Below are 17,207 nucleotides of genomic sequence, written 5' to 3' on the forward strand. Positions count from 1 at the left end.
TTATGTTCCGGTCGCGCGTTGCTGTTTTTTCGTTGCAGCAATAATCAGCATCAACGCGGCTGGCGTCATTCCTTCTATTCGGCTTGCATGAGCAACACTTGTTGGCCGCGTGGCGGTTAACTTGGCCACGATTTCATTCGAGAGGCCTTTGATATCATTAAAGTTGAGATCACTTGGAATGAGCTGTTTCTCATCCCGCTCCATTGCGGCTATATCCCGTTCCTGCCGCGCAATGTAATGCGCATAGAGAGCGTCTTTCTTCACCTGATCTTGTATCTTATGCGAGATCGTCTCGACATCTGGATGTAAAACAGCCAAATGTGAAAAATCGAAATCAGAGAGCGCGAGGGCCTCCAGCGCTGTCTTCTGTGGCCCGTCAGAATTTAACTTAACACCTGTGCTAGCGATCTCTCTTGCTGAAAGTTTGATATCGGACAGCTTTTTCGTAGCATCCGCAATGCCTTCCATCTTCGCAGTGAAGTGGTCCCAACGCATGTCTCCCACACATCCCAACTCCCGGCCACGTGGCGTCAGCCGTTGGTCCGCGTTATCGGCACGTAGGGACAGACGAAATTCGGCACGCGATGTAAACATGCGATACGGTTCTGACACACCGCGCGTAATTAGATCATCGATCATTACACCAATATAGGATTCTCGACGGCTAAATTGGATGGGATCCAAGCTTTTCGTCTTGGCAGCAGCATTCAAACCGGCCACCAAACCTTGCGCCGCAGCCTCTTCATATCCTGTCGTGCCATTGATTTGGCCGGCCAGAAACAGACCAGGCACATCTCTCAACTCTAATGTGGCCTGTAGTGCACGTGGGTCTACATAATCGTATTCAATGGCATAGCCAGGTTGCAAAATAACAGCGTTTTCAAGGCCATAGATCGAATTTACATAGGCTTGCTGAACATCCTCTGGCAAAGATGTCGAGATACCATTTGGATAAACCGTATGATCCTCAACCCCTTCTGGCTCAAGAAAGATCTGATGCGATGTCTTATCGGCGAAGCGCACGATTTTATCTTCGATTGACGGGCAATATCGCGGGCCCACCCCATCGATCTGCCCGCCGTACATCGCCGACCTACCTAGATTTTCACGAATGATATCATGGGTTTTCTCATTGGTATGCGTAATCCGACAGTCAATTTGCGGCGCATATGTCCCTGTCGACAGGAACGAAAACAGAGTTGGGTCGTCATCACTCGGCTGCGCTTCGAGGTTATCCCAGGCGATTGTACGTCCGTCCAACCGTGGCGGCGTACCAGTTTTCAGCCGGCCCATGGGTAAAGCAAAACTATCCAGACGCTCTGCCATTTTCACGGAGGGATCATCGCCCATACGCCCACCAGGGCGTGATATATCACCTATATGGATGATCCCACGCAGAAACGTACCCGTTGTCAAAATGACGCTTTGCGCAGTCAGTACGCTACCGTCACGCATTTTTACGCCCGTGACCTGTGGTCCGGTCATGCACAAATCAACCGCTTCACCTTCAACAATGTCCAGATTTTCAAGGGCAATCAGCTCTGACTGCATCTCTTTCCGATAGATTTGCCGATCTGATTGCGCGCGCGGGCCCTGCACTGCTGGGCCTTTCTTGCGATTGAGAAGTCGAAACTGGATACCAGCTTTATCAGCGACACGACCCATGACGCCATCCATCGCATCAATCTCGCGCACCAAGTGACCTTTTCCCAAGCCACCGATCGCTGGATTACAGGACATTACACCAATAGATGCTTTCGTCAGCGTGACCAATGCCGTCCGCACATCCATACGCGCAGCGGCATGCGCGGCCTCTGCCCCTGCATGCCCGCCGCCAATCACAATAACGTCGTAGTCATGATGTTTCACGTGAAACACTCCCTACTTTCCGATGCAGAAGCTGCTAAAGATTTCATCAAGCACATGTTCTACATCAACGCGGCCAACGATGCTATCCACTGCTCGGATGGCGGAACGCAAGTCTTCTGCAACAAGATCAGTCATAACATCTGAGCGACTTAGCCCGTCCTGCGCGTCCCCTAAATACCCGATAGCGCGCATCATCGCTATACGGTGTCTTTCACGCATAGCAACGCCAACTTGGCCAACTTTCTCGGCCAGACGTGCAGACACTTCCGCAATCAGCAAATCAATCCCTTCACCGGTTGCCCCCGAAACCCCCAAAACACTTGCACCAAACAAATCTGATTTTGCCTGCACTATCAGATCGTCCGCACCAACATCTTCTACATTCTCAGTCGGGTCCAACAACAAATGTATTCTTAAGTCAGCCTGCTTTGCCCGTTCTTTCGCTCGCGTGACACCCAGCTTTTCCACGATATCATTGGTATTGCGCATACCTGCTGTATCCAACAACGTCACAGGCACACCATCTAGATCCATTTGCACTTCAATCACATCGCGTGTCGTCCCGGCAATCTCTGATGTGATCGCAACATCACGCCCCGCCAGTCTGTTCAACAAAGTGGACTTTCCTACATTCGGCGCGCCAATAATGGCTACCTCAAATCCACTCCGCAAACGTTCAGCGATACGCACCCCAGATGCCTCCCGGTCCATCTCTGCGCTGACTTCACCTAACAATGCATTCACTTCGGGGCTTACATCGACAGGCACTTCTTCATCTGCAAAATCAATCGTTGCTTCCAGCAAGGCAGCGGCGCGAATAAGCTTGACTCGCCAACTATCCGCCAAGGCACCCAAGGCACCCGAAAAGACCCGCAATGCCTGCTTGCGCTGGATCTCGGTCTCTGCATCAATCAGGTCGGCCAGTCCTTCAACTTCAGCAAGGTTAAGGCATCCGTTTTCCAACGCACGGCGTGTGAATTCACCTGCCTCTGCCGGGCGCAAATCCGGCATATCACCCAAGGAAGCCAAAACTGCATTCACCACCACAGGGCTGCCATGAAGGTGAAGCTCAACAACAGCTTCACCTGTAAAACTCTGCCCGGCCGCAAACCGCAAAACCAGCGCCTGATCCAATAACGTACCATCAGCCGCACGCAGCGCCCGCAAACCCCGATCAGTTGGTACCATCCCACACAAGGCTTGCGCTGCAACAACAGATTGCGGCCCGGAAATCCGAATAATGGCAACACCAGCACGGCCCTGTGCAGTTGCTAAGGCAAAAATCGTATCCATTGTTTAACCCATTGTTTTAGAACAATAAGTTACGTATTCATTGAATCAAAGAAGTCAGAATTCGTCTTGGTCTGCTTCAGCTTACCAATCAGGAACTCAATCGCATCTGTTGTCCCCATCGGGTTCAGGATGCGACGCAAGACATAGGTCTTTGCCAGGTCACCCTTATCAACCAACAGCTCTTCTTTCCGCGTACCAGACTTCAGAATATCCATCGCTGGGAATACGCGCTTATCCGCCACTTTACGATCCAGAACAATCTCGCTATTACCCGTCCCTTTGAATTCCTCAAAGATCACTTCATCCATCCGCGATCCAGTATCAATCAGCGCTGTCGCAATGATTGTCAGTGACCCGCCCTCTTCGATGTTCCGTGCCGCACCAAAGAACCTCTTTGGGCGTTGCAACGCATTGGCATCCACACCACCCGTCAACACCTTGCCCGATGACGGCACGGTCGTATTAAACGCCCGGCCCAATCGCGTAATCGAGTCAAGCAAGATCACAACATCCCGCTTATGTTCAACCAAGCGTTTCGCCTTTTCGATCACCATCTCTGACACGGCGACGTGGCGTGTCGCTGGTTCATCAAACGTCGATGACACAACCTCGCCTTTCACTGACCGCTGCATGTCCGTCACCTCTTCGGGACGTTCATCAATCAGCAGAACGATCAGATAACATTCCGGGTGGTTCTGCTCGATCGAGTTTGCGATGTTCTGCAATAAAACCGTCTTACCTGTCCGCGGTGGCGCCACAATCAAAGATCGCTGTCCTTTACCAATCGGCGACACCAAATCAATGATCCGGGCCGACCGGTCTTTCACCGTTGGGTCAGCCACTTCCATGTTCAGCCGCTCATCGGGGTACAGCGGTGTCAGGTTATCAAAGGCTACCTTATGCTTGGCCTTCTCGGGTTCTTCAAAGTTAATCCGCTCCACTGACTTCAGCGCGAAATAGCGCTCACTGTCATTTGGCTCTTTGATCACCCCTTCAACCGTATCGCCCGTCCGCAAAGAATGCAGGCGGATCATATCAGGCGAGACATAAATATCATCAGGACCAGGCAGATAGTTTGCCTCAGGTGAGCGCAAAAAACCAAAACCGTCCTGCAACACTTCCAGCACGCCATCGCCACCGATAACCCATTCCTCATCGGCCCGCTCTTTGAGGATGGCGAACATCATATCGCCCTTCCGCATGGTCGAGGCATTCTCGATCTCAAGCTCTTCAGCCAAGGACAACAAATCCTTTGGGCTCTGCGCTTTCAGATCAGCAAGGTTCAGACGGTGTTGTGACATGAATAAATCCTGATGCCCGCATCAAACCTGGGCATATCTTCTATTGGCGATGGAAAATCACTTTCCCGGACGGGAAGCACTTGTCCAATTAAGGACGGCAACACTCAGAGTCAACGACTGACTAGAAAGGTCTTACAACAACAGCGACGACGATAAACAACATCAACACAGTCGGCACTTCATTAAACAAACGATAGGTCCGGCCAGTGCGCGTATTTGTCCCGGCTGCAAATTCTTTACGCCGCGCACTCATCCAACCATGGGCCCCTGTCATGAGGATCACCGAAATCAGCTTGACCCAAGACCAAACAGCGCCCCAATCAAACGCACCAAGGCCGATCATGATCAAACCCGCAACCCAGGCCACAATCATCGCCGGGTTCATGATCACTCGAAGCAGCTTTTCTTCCATAACCTGAAACGTATGATCAAGTTCAGATCCAACAGCTGCCCGCTCTGCATGATACACAAACAATCTAGGCAAATAGAAAAGACCAGCCATCCAAGCGATCACTGCCATGATGTGTACGGCTTTGATCCATAAATAAATGCTGTCCAGTAAATTGATCATGCACTGTCGCCTTCCTCGCTTCGTTCCTCCTTAATAATTATTAAAGGAAAGAAAAGATGTTGTTGTTGTTTGTGTAGCGATTTTCTGTGGGTTCTTCATTCATCCTCAGAGTTATCCCAAGGATCATAAAATGAAAAATAATGGTAAAACTTCAAAGTTTATATAATAAAGCAACCAAAACAATGCGTTATAACTTTTACGATCTCTAGAAATATCACAAAACCATGGTTGACAGCCTACCGCCCATGATTCTTCCACATAGCCGACTTATCCATACCCACCGTGGAAGATTGTGAACGAACGAACGTAAGTCACTTGATCTTTATCAAAACTGCAATGAGATCCTAGATATGCCCAAAATCACCCGCCATAAGACACATGTTCTGTCCCAAAGGTTATCCACATGAACGAGACTATCATTCTCGCCTCCGGTTCAGAAATACGCGCCCAACTTCTCAGGAATGCAGGTGTGGATTTCGAAATATCAGTCGCGCGAGTTGATGAAGACGCGGTCCGTGCTTCATTGCAGGCGGAACATGCATCTCCACGCGATATTGCTGATACGCTGGCAGAACTCAAAGCCCAACGCGTGGCCACCCGCCACTCCGATGCCCTTGTTATCGGATGTGATCAAGTTCTGGCACTTGATCACGCTATCTATAGTAAGCCTGAAACCCCAGATGATGCGATGGATCAACTCAAATCATTGCGCGGGCAAAAACATCAACTCCTTTCAGCTGCTGTGATCTATGGCGAAGGCAAACCACTTTGGCGTCATGTCGGTGTGGTCAGACTTTTCATGCGTGATGCGTCGGATGCCTATTTGCACGACTATGTGGATCGAAATTGGGACAGCATCCAACATTCCGTCGGCGCCTATAAGCTTGAAGAAGAAGGAGTGCGACTTTTTACACGCATTGAAGGAGATTATTTCAATGTGCTTGGCCTCCCGCTCCTTGAACTCTTGTCATATCTTACACTTCGCGGAACATTGCCATCATGACCCAGATCCCGCGCGCCGGTGTGATCGGTAATCCGATCAGCCATTCCCTTTCTCCCAAATTGCACAGCTACTGGCTGAACCGTTACGGGATTGAGGGTGCATACACAGCGCTGCAAGTGACGGAAGACAAGCTTGAATCTACGCTTTGCGACTTGCCCGGAAAAGGTTTTATCGGGGCTAATGTCACACTGCCACATAAGGTTAGTGTGTTGCAGTTCGCTGACCAGGTCACAGACCGCGCCACGCTGATCGGTGCTGCCAATACACTGATTTTCAAGCAAGATGGCAGAATTTTTGCTGATAATACAGACGGCTATGGGTTCATGGCCAGTTTGCGTCAAGGCGCACCTGATTGGGATCCAAAGGCTGGACCTGCTGCAATATTTGGTGCGGGCGGCGCGGCGCGCGCGATTATCGTCGCCCTTGCTGATGCTGGTGTGCCTGAAATTATTCTCGCCAACAGAACCCGTGCAAAAGCTGAAGCACTGCGTGCAGACTTTGGGGCACGGGTCAGCATTGTCGACTGGGTGCAAGCCGACAAAATGCTCGAAGATGCAAACACGGTGATCAATACTACATCTTTGGGAATGACCGGCGCACAGGAATTCAAAGTTTCTCTTGATACGCTTTCACCCAAAGCGGTCGTGACAGACATCGTCTATACGCCCTTGCAAACGCCATTCCTTATTGCAGCGGCTGAAAGGGGCTGCACGACCGTTGATGGTTTGGGCATGCTCCTGCATCAAGGTGTTCCTGGCTTTGAACGTTGGTTCGGCCAGCGTCCAGAGGTTGATGAGGCAACACGCGCGGCAGTCCTGGCATGACCCATCTGTTGGGATTGACCGGATCCATTGGGATGGGAAAATCCACGACAGCAGACATGTTTCGTAACGAAGGCATCCCTGTTTGGGATGCAGACGCAGTTGTTCATGCCCTTTACGCAAATGGTGGTGCCGCCGTCGCATCAATTCAAGCAGCTTTGCCCGATGCCGTTGTTGATGGCGCTGTCAACCGCGCCGTCCTTAAAGACATGATCGCCGAAGACCTGAGTGTGATGGGTAAGCTCGAAGAAATCGTGCATCCGCTAGTGGCGCAGGACAGAGCGGCGTTCCTGAACGCACATGATGACCCGCTTGTCGTCTTTGATATCCCCCTCTTGTTTGAAACCAAGGCCGATGGCTGGCTGTCATCCGTCCTTGTCGTCTCAGCACCAGCCGATGTGCAAAAAGAACGGGTGATGGCCCGGCCCGGTATGACAGAAGATCAATTTGCACGGATCATGGCGCGTCAAATGCCGGATGCAGACAAACGAGCCGCCGCCGATCACATCATCGAAACACTGACGCTGGACGACACCCGTATCGCCGTGCGAAACCTGATCGCGGAATTGACAGGACAGACAGATGCGTGAAATCGTACTTGATACGGAAACCACAGGTTTTGAACCGCATGAAGGCGACCGGATTGTTGAAATCGGTGCTGTTGAACTGATGGGCCACGTCCCGACCGGGCGGACCTATCACCAATATATCAATCCGCAACGGTCCATGCCTGCCGAAGCCTTTGGCGTACACGGTATTGGTCCCGATCTGCTTGAACCTCCACAAGAACCTAAACCAGGGCAAGAAACGCTGCGTGATAAGCCACTTTTCAAGGACATCGCACAGGACTTTGTTGATTTCGTCGGTGATGCCAAGCTGGTGATTCACAACGCTGCCTTCGACATGAAATTTCTGAACGCAGAGCTGGGGTGGCTGAACCGCCCGCTTCTGCCAATGGATCAAGCACTTGATACACTTGCTATCGCGCGTCGCAAATTCCCCGGCTCGCCTGCATCGTTGGACGCGCTTTGTCGTCGTTTTGCCATCGATAACAGTTCGCGTACTTTACACGGCGCTTTGCTGGACAGTGAAATTCTGGCCGAAGTCTATCTTGAACTGATCGGTGGGCGGCAGCCCGACTTTGCTTTAGCGGCAGATACGCGCAGTCAAGCCGCAGGCGGCCAATCCGATGAGTGGCGCCCGATGCCGCGACCGGAACCGCTTGCACCGAAACTGACAAAAGAAGAAGCCGCCGCCCATGCTGCGTTTATTGAGCAGTTGGGCGACGGCGTGATCTGGAAAAACTGAAGCGGGTCGCTTAGTTGGCTTTCGCCTTTTCGGATTCAGCACGGCGCGCCAGTTCAGAACGATAAAGCGCAAGGAAATCAATTGTTTCAAGGTTAAGTGGTGGGAAACCACCGTCGCGTGTCACGTCGCTGACGATCCGACGCAAGAACGGGAAGGTAATGCGCGGGCATTCGATCAACAGGTAAGGGTGCATCTGATCTTCCGGCACGCCTTCGACGTGGAACACACCCGCATATTCAATCTCAAGCACGAAAAGCGGATCGCCCTTTTCTTTGGTTTTGCTTGTGATGTTCAGTTTTGTGATCACTTCATACTGGTTGTCCGTGCTGCGCTTGCGTGCATCAAGGTTTACCTGCACCTGAATTTCGGGCTGCGCATCACCGGTCACACCCTTTTGAGCGAGGATGTTTTCAAAAGACATATCGCGGATGTATTGCGCCAAAACGCGGCTGGTGATTTGCGGGGCGGCCGTTGGGGCTGCGGCGCCGTTTTCAGGTGTATCGGTCATTGGAAAGGGCTCCAGTTCAATAAGGTTCGCGCGTTCCTATCAGCCTAAATCTACAGGCTCAATCCCGCGTCCACTCTGAAGGGCCATCGTTGCGGCTTTTCTGCGGGGTCACATCCTCGAAGTCGCCATCAATGACACGGTCACCTGTTGGCTGTGGGCGCTGGGCCGGACTCTCGCCCATCTCAAAGCGCTGTACTTTCACTTTGGATTTTGCCCAGATGAACGCCTTGTGCCGGACGGCGGGCACCAAAAGTGAAAGACCAACCACATCAGTAAAGAAACCGGGGGTGAGCAAAAGCGCCCCAGCAAAAAGGATCATCGCACCGTGGGCCAAAGGTTCTGTCGGGTCCTGAAGCTCAGAGAAAGACCGTTGGAGATTACCAATCTCGCGCAGCCCTTGATTGCGGACCAAGTAGGACCCAGCGATCGCTGTCAGCAACACAATCAACAATGTCCACCAGACGCCGATAAATCCGCCAACCTGAATAAACAGGGCGATTTCGATCATCGGGACTGCGATAAACGCAAATAACAGCCACATAAGCTCCGGCCTTTCATAACATGTTCGGGGGTAAGGTGGACTCAGCCCCGCCTGCGACCTACATAAGGATCGAAAGGGCGTGTTTCCATGCCTTCCCTTGAACGAGGTCAAAATGAACTCTCCGCTTATTCAGCTTCTGGTGCTTGCTGGCATCGCTGTTTTCTTGATTTTGCGTCTGCGCGGTGTGCTTGGCACGCGCGAAGGTTTTGAGAAACCCGCCGTCACCCGGCCAGAGCCTTCTGCACGCGTTGGCAAACCTGAATTTGATGTGATCGAAGGTGGCCCTGATCTGGATATCACTGATCACGTTGAAGAAGGGTCCGATTCTGCCAAGGCCCTTGCGGATATGAAGCGTGCTGATCCTTCTTTCAACGTCAGTGAGTTTCTTGGTGGCGCGCGCGGCGCCTATGAGATGATTTTGATGGCCTTTGAAAACGGTGATCTGGACAGCATCGTGCCCTTTATCTCTGAAGATGTTTACGAAGCGTTTGCATCTGTAGTCGATGAACGCCAGCGTCAGGGTCTGACCATTGATGCCAAGTTCATCGGTATCAGCGACATGACGCTGACTGACGCCGCATTCGACGATGCCTCGCAAGAGGGTGAAATCTCGGTCCGGTTCAAATCTGAAATGACATCCGTTGTGCGCGATAATGCCGGCGATATTATCGAAGGCAGCGAAACCGAGATTAAACGTCAGAAAGACACGTGGACATTTGCGCGTAAAATGGACGCTGGTGATCCGAACTGGCGGCTTGTTGCCACCGGGGAATGATCGCCGCCACGATAAGGCTTTTTGGCCTTTCACTGACACTTGCGGGCAGCGCGATGGCCGAACCTACCTATACCCAACTGCGTTTTGATGACTTGCAAGGGTGGCTTGATGATGATCATCAGGCTGCCTTTGATGTTTTCACGAATACTTGCCGGGATTTGAACGATCCGCAGTGGGAGATCTTGTGCGATTTCGCCAAGACAAATCCGGACCCGCGTAGTTTCTTCGAAAAGTTCTTTCATCCCGTCCTGATCGAGGATGGAGATCCGATGTTGTTTACCGGGTACTTTGAACCGCAACTTTCAGGCTCGCGTGAAAAGGACGCGTCCTATCCCTATCCGATCTACGGAGTTCCTGACGATCTTGTTTTGGGAGAGCCCTATTTCACACGACGTGAAATTGACGAAGATCAGCCACTTGCTGGTCGCGGATTAGAGCTAGCATGGCTGGCCGACCCGGTTGATCTGTTTTTCTTGCAGGTACAAGGATCAGGCCGGATCAGCCTGCCTGATGGCACAATGATGCGTGTGGGCTATGGGGGAAAGAACGGACGCGATTATTCCTCTGTCGGCATGGCGTTGGTTGATCGTGGGGTATTTGAGCCGCATCAGGTCTCTGCCGCCGTAATCCGCGATTGGGTGTATCAGAACGGCGAAGAAGGCCGCGCGCTTTTGTGGGAAAACGAAAGCTATGTCTTTTTTCGCGAAGTCAGCGAAGTGCCTGCCGATCTTGGGCCTTTGGGGGCAATGAACCGGTCCATTACTGAAGGGCGTTCCATTGCGGTTGATCCAGCTTTTGTTACCCTTGGCGCGCCCGTCTGGATCGAAAAGGAAGGCGCAGAACCGTTGAACCGCTTGATGGTTGCCCAGGATACAGGTTCAGCGATTAAGGGGGCGCAGCGCGCCGATATTTTCTTTGGTACCGGGGATGATGCGGGTCTTGAGGCAGGCAAGATCAAGGATAGCGGCCGTATGATTGTGCTGTTGCCTACAACTATGGCGCATCGTTTGGTCGTGGCGCATCGATAATGCGCAAGCCGCGTCACCTATCCGCTGAAGAACGTGCACTTTGGGATCGCGTCGCAGAGCGTGCCACGCCTTTGCATCCCAATCGGGAAGAGCCTGCACCGGATGCTTTGCCGATATCGAAGGCAAAAAAACCAATCATGCCACGCGATCCCTTGCCAGATTTTCGCGTTGGGCAAAAGACGAGTGCCGCGCGTCGCCATGACGTCATGCGCCCGCTTGTTGATCGGTTGGCAGCCGCCCCGGTGAACATGGACAATAAGTCTTTCGGCAAGATGAAGCGCGGCAAGCTGAAACCCGAAGCACGGATTGACCTGCATGGCATGACAATGGCCGAAGCACACCCAGAGTTGGCTTCATTTATCATGCGCTCTCAATCTATGGGCCGCCGTTTGGTTTTGGTGATCACCGGTAAAGGCAAAGACCGTGATGATGGCGGGCCGATCCCCACGCGCCATGGCATCTTGCGCCACCAAGTGCCGCAATGGTTGGCGCTGCCACCGCTTAGCCCTTTCATTTTGCAGGTAACGCCAGCGCATCTGAAACACGGCGGGCATGGGGCGTATTACGTCTATCTACGGCGCAACCGATAGGGCTTGGCGCGCTGTTCGTGTTGGAATGATCAAAATAAGTGCGGCAAAGGCAAAGGCGGCAGCATAGCCCAGCATTTGGGTTTCAAATCCAACACCTTGGTCAATGAGCCAACCGCTCAACCCTGGACCAAGCGCCGATCCCAATACCATCAGTGCTGCCGCCGCTGATTTAATCGCGCCCATGTGCTTGGTCCCATAAAACTCGGCCCAGCAGGCATTCAACAACGTGACCTGACCACCCCCGGCGGTGCCCATTAATACAACCGCCAGTGCTGTCCAACCTAGTGATGGCGCATACCAATGCAAGATAAATGCGATCACATAGGGGATCAGGTAAAACGGCAAAAGCCGGGTCGCCCCAAACCGGTCAATCGCCCAACCATAGGCGATCGTTGAAAGCGAAAGTGCCAGCGTTCCAAGCGGAAAGACAGACACAAGCGAAAGGTGTGACCACCCTTTGATCTCGGCAAAATGTGCCTGATGGAACCAAAACGCTGTCCCGAACCCTGAAAATGACATCACGGCCGGGATCATGGTCCAAAACAGGGGGTGGCGCAGCGCATCGGCACGCGTCCAATGCTTGCCACCCATCCCCGTGGCTTGCGTTGTTTCAGCCATGGATTGCGGTGTGCGTTCCAGCCTCAGCAAACGATAAAGCACAAAGCACGCCAAGACGCAGAAGCCTGCAAAGCAGACCCAAAGGGTGCGCCAGTCGATAAATGACTTCAGCCAGACCATAATCAGCGGCAAGGTTGCTTCGCCCAGCATGAACCCAAAGGCGGTAATCGCCAATGCGCGTCCGCGCGTGGCGATAAACCAACGGGATATCGCGACGGTCCCAACATGGTGGGTCATCCCTTGGCCAGTAAAGCGCAGTGCGAAAACGACAAAAGGCAGTAACGCGGCTACAGCGTTGAACGCCATGAACAGACAGGCCGACGCCAGCATCAGGACCACTACAATCCCAATCGTCCTTACTCTGAACCTGTCGGCCAATCCACCCGCAAAAACCATCAGGATCGCCGACGCCCCGGTGCCGACCATATAGATCAGCCCCCAATCACCGTTGGATAACCCATAGGCCGCACGGATTTCCCCGCCAAAGATCGAGATAAAAAAGGTTTGCCCAAAGCTCGACAAGAACGACAGCAATGCACCCGTCGCGAGGAAGGGCGCGTTTTCGCGGATAAACGCAAAGTATCCAGTCGGTTGGCTCATCCCGCTTTGATGATCCGACTAGGGCAAAGTTGAAACCCTAAATCGCGTCAAAGCACATAGCGGCTTATATCCGTCGACCGCGACAGCTCACCCAGATGTTCCTCGACAAAGGCTGCATCAATGGCAATGTCATCGCCCGCGCGGTCAGGCGCGTTGAAGGATAGATCTTCGAACACACGTTCGATCACAGTGTAAAGGCGGCGTGCGCCAATGTTTTCCACGCTTTCGTTGACCTCTGCTGCGATCTTGGCCAGCGCTTTTATCCCGTCTTCGGTGAAATTCACAGTGACCTCTTCGGTTTTCATCAAAGCCGAATATTGCAGGGTCAAAGCGTTGTCCGTCTCGGTCAGGATGCGGACGAAGTCATCTTCGGTCAGCGCACGCAATTCAACGCGGATTGGTAGACGGCCCTGCAGTTCGGGCAATAGGTCGGATGGTTTGGCCACGTGAAATGCGCCGGATGCGATGAAAAGGATGTGGTCCGTCTTGATAGGCCCATGTTTCGTAGAAACGGTGGTGCCTTCGATCAGTGGCAGCAGGTCACGCTGTACCCCTTCGCGTGACACATCGGCCCCGCGCGCATCGGCACGGGCGCAAACCTTGTCGATCTCATCCAAGAAAACGATCCCGTTTTGCTCGACCGCTTCAAGTGCTGCTTTTGTCACGGTCTCATCGTCCAGCAGCTTGTCTGCTTCATCCGCAATCAGCGCTTCATAACTGCTTGCAACGGTCATTTGCTTTTTAACCGTGCGGCCGCCCATTGCTTTACCAAATAGATCGCCAAGGTTCATCATGCCGCCCATTCCGCCAGGCTGGCCGGGTATTTCGAAACCGCCCATCGGGTTGGAATTGTCAGCTAGTTCAAGCTCGATGATGGTGTCATCCAACTCGCCTGATTTCAGTTTCTTGCGAAACATCTCGCGCGTTGCATCGCGGGCGTCCGTTCCAGCGACTGCCGTGATGACCCGATCTTCTGCTGCGGCGCGCGCCTTGGCCTTCACATCTTCACGCATGTGTTCGCGGGTGTCGATGATCGCAGTATCAACCAGATCGCGGATGATCTGTTCAACATCACGACCCACATAACCGACTTCGGTAAACTTCGTCGCTTCAACCTTCAGAAACGGTGCACGCGCCAGTTTTGCCAAGCGGCGCGAGATTTCGGTTTTGCCGACACCCGTAGGCCCGATCATCAGGATGTTTTTTGGATAGACTTCATCACGCAAATCATCGCCCAATTGCTTGCGCCGCCAACGGTTTCGTAGCGCTACCGCGACAGCGCGTTTGGCATCTTTCTGGCCGATAATAAACCGGTCGAGTTCCGAGACGATTTCGCGGGGGGTTAGGTCAGTCATAGTGATCCTTAAACTTGTGAAGGCGGCAGGCGGTGCAGCGGGATAAATCCGGGCATCAGGCGCAGAACGCGTGCCCTGATCCGTTCCCAAAATGCACCAAGAAGAAGTAGGACGATACCGAGGATCAGTACGGTCCATGCGGCCCCGTTACCCTCGAAAACAGTGGCGGCGAGTGCAACGATATAGCCGATGGCCGCAATCAGAAACGACCGGCGGTCGATGACAATTGCGACGGCGGCGAAGAGCAAGAGAACACCGAGCAGGATCAGGTTTGATCCCCCGTTTTCCTGGTCCAGCAGTGACAGCGCCATGGTGTTTACCAAAGCGGGTGCTGCGACCACATGCAGCCAAAACCCATTGGCAGAGCGGCGGGTGACCCGGTGTGGGTCGGTCATGTCGAACATCATGGCGACAGCGAAGACAAGGATGCCCAAGATAAGGGTGATCCAGGCAAAGGGGCCGCCGGCGGAAAGCAGAAAGAATTCGCTTACATCAGCGATGCGTCCTTCGCGACTGCCCGCATAGACGATGGCAACGATGAACAGCCCTATGGCGATCATTGCCATGGCAAAGGGCACGCGGAAGCGCCACCAGTAAACAAGAATGGCCAATGTCGCCAACAACAACGGGAATGGCACGCTGGAATAGTCGTTTTGCGCGATCATAAAGGGCTCTGACAGAACGGAGGTAAAGCCAAAGGCAGCGTTTGCTGCAAACATAACCGATAGCGCAATCGCCGGGGCAACCATGCGCCGTTTGCGGACAAAGTATTCGGACAAAAGCCAGAGGAAACCTGCGCCAATCAGCGATACCCACATGGCATAATCTTGCAAATTGATGATCTGACCGCCCAGGACCAGCCCGACAACGCCCCACCAGCCCGAGGCAAGGATCAGCAAACCGATCACGATGAAAATCTCATTGAATCCTTTGAACAGTTCAAACGGTTCATCGCCGGGGTGCAGATTTTCACGCGCACCACGCCTGCTGTCGGACAGGCTGATCAGACCTGCGGCCTGCTTCTCGTTGATCAACCCACTGCCAACGGCAGCTTTGAGATCATCGCGTTCGATCATGCTTTGATAGCCTCAACCGTCAAATTGCCGTTGGTGTAGACGCAGATATCCGCTGCAATCGCCATCGCTTCGCGGGCAATCGTTTCGGCGTCTTTCTTACTGCCCATCATGGCGCGGCCTGCGGCCAATGCAAAGTTCCCGCCGGATCCAATGGCTGCGATATCATGTTCTGGTTCCAGCACATCGCCTGCGCCGGTGATCACCAGCAATTCTTTCCCATCACTGACGATCAACATTGCTTCCAGCTTTTGCAGGTATTTGTCGGTGCGCCAGTCTTTGGCCAACTCGACCGAGGCGCGGGCCAGCTGGCCGGGCGTTGCTTCTAACTTCTTCTCCAAGCGCTCCAACAGTGTAAAAGCATCCGCCGTCGATCCCGCAAATCCGCAGATCACATCCTGCCCACCCGGTGACAAGCGACGCACCTTGCGCGCGGTGCCCTTGATGACCGTTTGACCAAGACTGACCTGCCCGTCGCCTGCAATCACAACTTGCCCGCCTTTGCGGACACCGATGATTGTTGTGCCGTGCCAGCCGGGGAATTCTTCACTTGCCATTGGTCGCTCCTTGTCACTTAGGCCTATATGGCGGGGTGATGGGGGGCAAACAACCCCGGACGGGTTGTTCAAGGCGCGGGGCACCGCTAGCGTTCGGCGGATGAATGCCCGCGATACTGTTACGTTTTACCTGCCACCCCACCTGCGCAAACAGGCGGAACGAGGCAATCACAACTTTATTTCGAAGGTAAGCGAGGTGCTGACAAGCGCTGGGCTAATCGTCGCTTTTGATGGTGACGATGATCTTGCGCGCCTGCGCGCAGTGGCCCGACCGGGGCGAGGAATGTATCTGATGGACCCACCTGCGAACGCGCGCGGGCTGACCTTTCGCAAGACCTATATTTATCCGTTCTGGCATATTGAAAAAGAGGCTGAGCGCTGGAATTGGCCGGTGGCACAAGACGTGTTTGATCGGCGGAAAGTCGATGCCCGCAAGGCTGCGAATTTTTACCGGTTTTGGCGGCGACGCCTGTTTGATGATGCACCTGATCATGCCCGCAAGGACGGTTTTGTATATGTACCTCTACAGGGGCAACTTTTGCGCCAAAGGTCGTTTCAGTCATGCAGCCCGTTGGACATGATCAAAACGGTATTGGCCCATGATCAAAAGCGGCAGGTTGTCGTCACCTTGCATCCGTCCGAAACTTACACAACTGCAGAACAAAAGGCGTTGGAGGCGCTGGCCTCTGAGGATGACCGGTTGATAGTCGACCGGGGAGGATCGCCCCGATATCTGCAAAACTGCGACTATATCGTAACCCAAAATTCCGCCGTTGGCTTTGAAGGTTATTTTTTTGGCAAACCTGTGGTCTTGTTTGCGAAATCAGACTTTCACCATATTGCCTTGAATGTCGCGGATTTAGGACCGGAGCAGGCATTCACAGCAATGGACGACCACGCACCGAATTATGCGGCATATCTTTATTGGTTCCTGCAATTACGCGCGATCAATGCAGGACGGCCAGAGGCGAAGAAACGAATTGCCGCGTCTTTGCGCTATCACGGCTGGCCCGTTTGAATGAAAAAAGGGCGCCGCAATGGGCGCCCTTTCAGAAAACTCTGTCGGGCTGCTTAGATGGATTCCTCGATCCAGCCTTGTAGTGCGGCCTTGGGTGCGGCGCCCGCTTTGTTGGATACAACTTCACCGTTCTTGAAGACGAACAGCGCAGGAATGCCACGCACGCCCATTTGGGCGGGTGAGTTCGGGTTCTCGTCGACGTTTACTTTGACGATCTTGACCTTGCCTTCCATCTCGGCCGAAAGCTCTTCCAGAGCGGGGCCGATCTGTTTGCATGGGCCACACCACTCTGCCCAGAAATCCACGACAACGGGGATATCGGAATTGCGGACTTCGGCGTCAAAGGTTGCGTCGGTGACTGCTACGGTTGCCATTGGG

General features: G+C 53.3%; 19 protein-coding genes. 8 read left to right on the forward strand and 11 right to left on the reverse strand.

What is annotated here, in order from left to right:
- The 4 genes from mnmG to hemJ all read right to left on the reverse strand — a co-directional run bounded on the left by mnmG (position 1) and on the right by hemJ (position 5,034).
- Complete coding sequence (gene mnmG, locus BC777_RS10840; RefSeq protein WP_100368212.1) at positions 1-1,869, reverse strand: tRNA uridine-5-carboxymethylaminomethyl(34) synthesis enzyme MnmG; 1,869 nt, start codon at positions 1,867-1,869, stop codon at positions 1-3.
- A 12-nt stretch (positions 1,870-1,881) separates the two neighbouring features.
- Complete coding sequence (gene mnmE, locus BC777_RS10845) at positions 1,882-3,162, reverse strand: tRNA uridine-5-carboxymethylaminomethyl(34) synthesis GTPase MnmE (RefSeq protein WP_100368213.1); 1,281 nt, start codon at positions 3,160-3,162, stop codon at positions 1,882-1,884.
- Positions 3,163-3,191: 29 nt separating this feature from the next.
- Positions 3,192-4,463: a transcription termination factor Rho gene (gene rho, locus BC777_RS10850; protein ID WP_100368214.1), complete on the reverse strand. Its 1,272-nt coding sequence runs from the start codon at positions 4,461-4,463 to the stop codon at positions 3,192-3,194.
- Between the two features lie 121 nt (positions 4,464-4,584).
- Positions 4,585-5,034 (reverse strand): protoporphyrinogen oxidase HemJ, encoded by a 450-nt coding sequence (hemJ, locus tag BC777_RS10855; RefSeq protein WP_100368215.1) that lies wholly within the window; start codon positions 5,032-5,034, stop codon positions 4,585-4,587.
- A 403-nt stretch (positions 5,035-5,437) separates the two neighbouring features.
- Here hemJ and BC777_RS10860 point away from each other — a divergent pair, with 403 nt between their 5' ends.
- Genes BC777_RS10860 through dnaQ form a run of 4 tightly spaced genes read left to right on the forward strand, consistent with a single transcriptional unit; the run spans position 5,438 to position 8,166 of the window.
- Positions 5,438-6,037, forward strand: coding sequence for a Maf family protein (locus BC777_RS10860; protein WP_100368216.1), 600 nt, complete (start codon positions 5,438-5,440; stop codon positions 6,035-6,037).
- Complete coding sequence (locus BC777_RS10865) at positions 6,034-6,861, forward strand: shikimate dehydrogenase (protein WP_100368217.1); 828 nt, start codon at positions 6,034-6,036, stop codon at positions 6,859-6,861. The genes BC777_RS10860 and BC777_RS10865 overlap by 4 nt, the downstream gene beginning before the upstream one ends.
- Complete coding sequence (coaE, locus tag BC777_RS10870) at positions 6,858-7,448, forward strand: dephospho-CoA kinase (RefSeq protein ID WP_100368218.1); 591 nt, start codon at positions 6,858-6,860, stop codon at positions 7,446-7,448. Before BC777_RS10865 ends, coaE begins: the two co-directional genes overlap by 4 nt.
- Entirely contained in the window at positions 7,441-8,166 is a 726-nt protein-coding gene (gene dnaQ, locus BC777_RS10875; protein ID WP_100368219.1) for a DNA polymerase III subunit epsilon, read from the forward strand. Before coaE ends, dnaQ begins: the two co-directional genes overlap by 8 nt.
- 10 nt (positions 8,167-8,176) lie before the next feature.
- Here the strand turns inward: dnaQ and secB are convergent, their stop codons facing one another.
- Positions 8,177-8,674 (reverse strand): protein-export chaperone SecB, encoded by a 498-nt coding sequence (secB, locus tag BC777_RS10880; protein ID WP_100368220.1) that lies wholly within the window; start codon positions 8,672-8,674, stop codon positions 8,177-8,179.
- 58 nt (positions 8,675-8,732) lie between these two features.
- On the reverse strand, positions 8,733-9,215 hold the full coding sequence (locus BC777_RS10885) for an FxsA family protein (RefSeq protein ID WP_100368221.1): 483 nt from the start codon (positions 9,213-9,215) through the stop codon (positions 8,733-8,735).
- 112 nt (positions 9,216-9,327) lie between these two features.
- On the opposite strand from BC777_RS10885, the gene BC777_RS10890 reads away from it, so the two are divergent.
- The 3 genes from BC777_RS10890 to BC777_RS10900 are packed head-to-tail and all read left to right on the forward strand — an operon-like array spanning position 9,328 to position 11,608.
- Positions 9,328-9,990 (forward strand): Tim44/TimA family putative adaptor protein, encoded by a 663-nt coding sequence (locus BC777_RS10890; RefSeq protein ID WP_100368222.1) that lies wholly within the window; start codon positions 9,328-9,330, stop codon positions 9,988-9,990.
- A complete protein-coding gene (gene mltA, locus BC777_RS10895) occupies positions 9,987-11,018 on the forward strand; it encodes a murein transglycosylase A (protein ID WP_511256438.1) in 1,032 nt (343 codons plus the stop codon). Before BC777_RS10890 ends, mltA begins: the two co-directional genes overlap by 4 nt.
- Positions 11,018-11,608 carry a Smr/MutS family protein gene (locus tag BC777_RS10900; RefSeq protein ID WP_100368223.1) on the forward strand — a complete coding sequence of 197 codons (591 nt, stop codon included), beginning with the start codon at positions 11,018-11,020 and terminating at the stop codon, positions 11,606-11,608. The genes mltA and BC777_RS10900 overlap by 1 nt, the downstream gene beginning before the upstream one ends.
- Here BC777_RS10900 and BC777_RS10905 read toward each other — a convergent pair.
- The 4 genes from BC777_RS10905 to hslV are packed head-to-tail and all read right to left on the reverse strand — an operon-like array spanning position 11,591 to position 15,811.
- On the reverse strand, positions 11,591-12,826 hold the full coding sequence (locus tag BC777_RS10905; RefSeq protein WP_100368224.1) for an MFS transporter: 1,236 nt from the start codon (positions 12,824-12,826) through the stop codon (positions 11,591-11,593). The genes BC777_RS10900 and BC777_RS10905 overlap by 18 nt on opposite strands.
- 47 nt (positions 12,827-12,873) lie before the next feature.
- Complete coding sequence (hslU, locus tag BC777_RS10910) at positions 12,874-14,181, reverse strand: ATP-dependent protease ATPase subunit HslU (RefSeq protein WP_100368225.1); 1,308 nt, start codon at positions 14,179-14,181, stop codon at positions 12,874-12,876.
- Positions 14,182-14,189: 8 nt separating this feature from the next.
- Complete coding sequence (locus tag BC777_RS10915; RefSeq protein WP_100368226.1) at positions 14,190-15,257, reverse strand: hypothetical protein; 1,068 nt, start codon at positions 15,255-15,257, stop codon at positions 14,190-14,192.
- Positions 15,254-15,811: an ATP-dependent protease subunit HslV gene (gene hslV / locus BC777_RS10920; RefSeq protein WP_100368227.1), complete on the reverse strand. Its 558-nt coding sequence runs from the start codon at positions 15,809-15,811 to the stop codon at positions 15,254-15,256. The genes BC777_RS10915 and hslV overlap by 4 nt, the downstream gene beginning before the upstream one ends.
- A gap of 100 nt (positions 15,812-15,911) precedes the next feature.
- On the opposite strand from hslV, the gene BC777_RS10925 reads away from it, so the two are divergent.
- Positions 15,912-16,829 carry a capsular polysaccharide export protein, LipB/KpsS family gene (locus BC777_RS10925; RefSeq protein WP_100368228.1) on the forward strand — a complete coding sequence of 306 codons (918 nt, stop codon included), beginning with the start codon at positions 15,912-15,914 and terminating at the stop codon, positions 16,827-16,829.
- A 53-nt stretch (positions 16,830-16,882) separates the two neighbouring features.
- Here BC777_RS10925 and trxA read toward each other — a convergent pair whose 3' ends face one another.
- Positions 16,883-17,203, reverse strand: a complete 321-nt coding sequence (gene trxA, locus BC777_RS10930; protein WP_100368229.1) for a thioredoxin — start codon at positions 17,201-17,203, stop codon at positions 16,883-16,885.
- Positions 17,204-17,207 lie beyond the last annotated feature (4 nt).

It is taken from the genome of Yoonia maricola, from assembly GCF_002797915.1.
In the GTDB taxonomy this organism is placed as follows: Bacteria; Pseudomonadota; Alphaproteobacteria; order Rhodobacterales; family Rhodobacteraceae; genus Yoonia; species Yoonia maricola.